Annotated in this window: 2 protein-coding genes and 1 pseudogene; all 3 read right to left on the reverse strand. The window is 68.4% G+C overall.

What is annotated here, in order from left to right; genetic code table 11:
- Positions 1-340: 340 nt before the first annotated feature.
- Positions 341-775 (reverse strand): hypothetical protein, encoded by a 435-nt coding sequence (locus tag AC2CJA_RS25145; RefSeq protein WP_484604967.1) that lies wholly within the window; start codon positions 773-775, stop codon positions 341-343.
- Between the two features lie 185 nt (positions 776-960).
- Positions 961-3,021 (reverse strand): serine/threonine-protein kinase, encoded by a 2,061-nt coding sequence (locus AC2CJA_RS25150; RefSeq protein ID WP_484604968.1) that lies wholly within the window; start codon positions 3,019-3,021, stop codon positions 961-963.
- 776 nt (positions 3,022-3,797) lie between these two features.
- Positions 3,798-3,902, reverse strand: a pseudogene (locus tag AC2CJA_RS25155) (HipA family kinase); the annotation flags it as partial.
- Positions 3,903-3,906 lie beyond the last annotated feature (4 nt).

The raw sequence follows: 3,906 nt of genomic DNA on the forward strand, positions 1-3,906 counted from the left end.
CGCGGCGGTGCGGGGGGGCCGCGGGGGGGGCGGGGGGGGGGAGGGGGCGGCCCGGGCCCAAGGCCAACCGATGCCGTGTTCCGGCCCGCCGACGATAGGTGCCAGCTCCCGTCGCGGCCTCCGCACCGCGGGTGCGGACCGGTCCAGCCTGACGGACAGGTGCGGCGAAGCTCCGGTGGAAAGAGGTCCTCCCGGCCGACACCCCGTCTGTCAGGGACATCCTCCCTCCGTCGCCCAGCCGTCCTGCTTCGCCGGAGGACCGGGAGGCCGCACGACAAGGAGATGGCCGGCGGCGGTTCTCCGGTCTCGTCTCGGGGCACAAGCCGTCCGTCGTAGGGGATCACATCGTTTTGTCGAGTCCGTGCCAGGTGCCGTCCTCCCACCAGACCACCGAGGCACCGAAGGCGCCCTCGACGGCCTCGACCGCCCAGGTTTCAACCGGGGCAGCGGCGCACACCAGGAAGACGCGGTCGATGGAGCGCCCCAGGGTGTAGCGGACCTCGGCGATACGTGTCGCCGCCTCCCTCAGGTCGGCGTAGGCGGGGCGCTCGGCCTGGAGCACCTCGAACAGATGGGTGCCGTCGGTTCCGGTGAAGATGATGTCCGCGGTGCTTCCCTCCTCGGGCTCCCCGGACTCCCACAACCGGGCCAGGAGCCGGTGCCGGAGGCGCTCGTGGACGGGCTGCTTCCGGTCGGCCGCCACCGCCGCCCGGAGGAACGCCGCGAAGCCCTCGGAGGAAGCGGGGCGGGGCTCGGTGGCCGGTGCCGGGGACATGGCGGGAGATTCCTCCTGGGGCTCGGGAAGACGGCACGGCGGTCGGTACCGGCGACTGAGGGGATCGGCGCTCGCTACACACCGAATTCGGCAGGGCGCACAGCCACTGCGGCGACAACGGACCATCTTGCGGGGCGTGCCCTCGTACTTGGTCAGTGCGCCGCCGCCCAGGTGGTTGGCGGCACTCACGACGGGCAGGTACCCGACCCGATGAACTGGCGCGTTCCGGTGTAAGCGTCGTAGACGGCGACTGCCCAGCGGGTGTATTCCCAGCTCTTGTTGTTGTGGAATTCGAGCGTGAGCTTGCGGCAGACGGTCTTCTCGACGGCCTCTGCGAGGTTGGACTGGGAGGCGCGGCTGGTGAAGCGGTTATTGGGGTCGTCGGTCCAGATGTAGGCGGCTTTTTCGACGGGGTCGAAGCCGAGGCTGATGCCGTCGTTGAGTGCGATGGGGTCGTCGTCCGTCTCGGTGGTGTTGGTGTTCCAGGTGGAGACGATGGCCTTGACCGTGGCCTCGGCGACGCGGATCTCCGCCTTGTCCCTGCTGGGTATCTCGGCCGTGGCCATGCCGGACTCGTCTCCGTGCCACTGGCCGGCTGTTTCTAAGATGCAGCCGTCAGTGGCCTCGCCATAGCCGAGGGCTGCCGCATCGAGATCGCCGTCGGATGTCTTCCAGTAGACGGCGAAGCGGCCGTACGGCCAGGTGGTCGGGTCGTTCTCGAGGCGGTGCGCGAGGGCGGAGCAGGCCGCCATCTCGCCGGCTCTGCGGAACACCTCCTGATGGTTCTCGGGCAGCTGCGGCACCGGTCCACCGGTCACCATCACGGTCTGTGCACGCTGGTTGAACGTGATTGTGGGCTTCATGAAGTCCATGCCCTTGGTGGCCAGCATGGACGTCATACGGTCCCGGATCGCCTTCTCGGTGTCATGCTCTTCGGGGCTGCCGGCGATGGTGCTCGCACTCCACTCGTCCGGGTGTGGTTGCGTTTCCTCGCCGGCTCGTGTGTAGGCGGGATCGGTGACTCCGGCGAGGGGGTCCTTGGGGATCCTGATGGTCCGCGGATCGACCACAGGAGCGGGCGGGGTCTCCGCAGGCGTGCCGGCAGTCATGGTTCCAGAAGCGCCGATCGGGGCGGATGTCTCGGTGGACGGTGTCGAAGGTGTGGTGCGGCCGGACGAGAGGTCCGCGTCCGTATGGTTGCTGCTGCTGTAGAAGGCGACGATTCCACCCGAGAAGGCCGCGATGGCGATTGCGGTGACGGCGGCGGTGATGAGCGCGCGCCTGCGTGTCGGGGGCGTGGGAAGGCTCCAGGCGGGGTCTTCCATGTTGGGGAGGTTCCACGCGGTGGTGAGGCGATCACTGATCCGCGTCGGCTCAGGGCTGGCGGCCGTGCCGAGGATCTGGGTCGTCTGACGGGCGAGGAGTCGCGCGCATTCCTCTGCCGCCGCTTCGGCGTGGATTCGCTCGGCGGGGTTCTTGGCGAGCGCCTTCGTCAGGGGCTCGCGCAGTTCGTCGGGGAGGCCGTCGAGATCGGGTTCCTCGGACATGACGCGGTAGGCGACCACGTCGGGAGCTCCGGTCCCGAAGGGCGGGCGCCCTGTGGCTGCGTAGCCGACGAGGGCGCCCCAGGCGAACATGTCACCCTCGGGGCCGGCGGTGCCGGTGCGGTAGTGCTCGGGGCTGATCCACCCGGGAGTGCCGGTCATGACACCGGTCCGGGTCACGGAGGTGCCGTCGGCGGCATGGGCGATCCCGAAGTCCAGGACCCGGGGGCCGACCGGGGTGAGGATGACGTTCTGCGGCTTCACGTCACGGTGGACGACTCCGGCGGCGTGGATTGCGGCGAGGGCCTGGGCGGTGCCGGTGGCGAAGGTGTACAGGGTTGCGCCGGTGAGTGCTCCGTGGGCGGCGAGATACTGGTCGAGGGTGTGCCCGGGCGCGTAGGCGGTGGCCAGCCAGGGGTTCTCGGCATCCGGGTCTGCTGAGAGGAGCGGGATGAGGCACGGCCCGTGCACACGCGAGGAGAGCTGGACCTCTCGGCGAAAGCGGGCCCGGAATTCATCGTCCTCGGCCTGTGCGGGGTGGATCACCTTCACAGCGACCCGGAGGCCGGCTGGATCGAGACCGGCGTGGACAGTGCCCATGCCACCCGAGCCGAGACGGCCGATGATCCGGTAGGGACCGACCCGCTTCGGGTCACCGGAGCGGGCAGGCTGGACCCGCCCGTCTACGCGAGCGATGCTCACAGGGTGTTCGTTCCTCTTCTGCGATGGAGCGCCATGAGGCTGACACACACCCATGAACGGAGTCCCCAGCCCAGGATTGGGATGGTATCGGCAGACTGCTTCGATGGGCGGGTAGTTCGCTGTTTCGAAGTCGCTCGGAAGGATCGCGGAGGCGTATGAGGCTGAGCCCGGACGCGAGTTGGGGACCATACGCCATGCACGCTGGTGCACGCCGGGCCGTCACGTGCACTCTCCGCGCCCGGATTAAGTCTGCCATATCCAGAAAATACCTTTGACCCTCACCCCTGGGGGCAAGGGGTCGCAGGTTCAAATCCTGTCGTCCCGACAGCACCGAGGGGCGCTCCGACCGGGGAGAAACCCTGGCCGGAGCGCCCTTCTTGTTTGGCGGCACGTCAGCGGTTCTACCGCCCCTCTGGGGCCCACACGGGGACCATGCCCCAGAAGAACTCCTGATTTGAGTGCCTCTACCGGGAAACCAAAAGCATGCCTGGTCTCCCCCGTTCATGGGACGGCTATAACACCCGTCACACCGTCCACGGCTGTCACTCTCCGTGACGAGACTGACGTGCCTGACCCATATTGGCGACGTGCTGCATACGCGCGAGCGCAGCCCCCCTCTGGGGAGAATCTGGGGAGTATCGGCGGCGCTGGAGAGCGCCTGGGGAGGATCGACCGTGCAACGCGACACGACCCGGAAAGACGTCGAAAGACTCATCTGCGCAGGTCAGTCATGGTCTTGGCCGCACCACCGCAGGTCAGCGCCGCCTGGTGGGCAACTTCACGACATAGGTGCCCAGGTCGTCGGCCTCGACGATGCCGGGCAGCGATCCGCCCTCGCGCAGGGGCGTCACATAGCGCGTGGCGGTGACTTCGGGAAGCATTTTC

The sequence above is a fragment of the Streptomyces sp. ATLC9 genome (genome assembly GCF_057196705.1).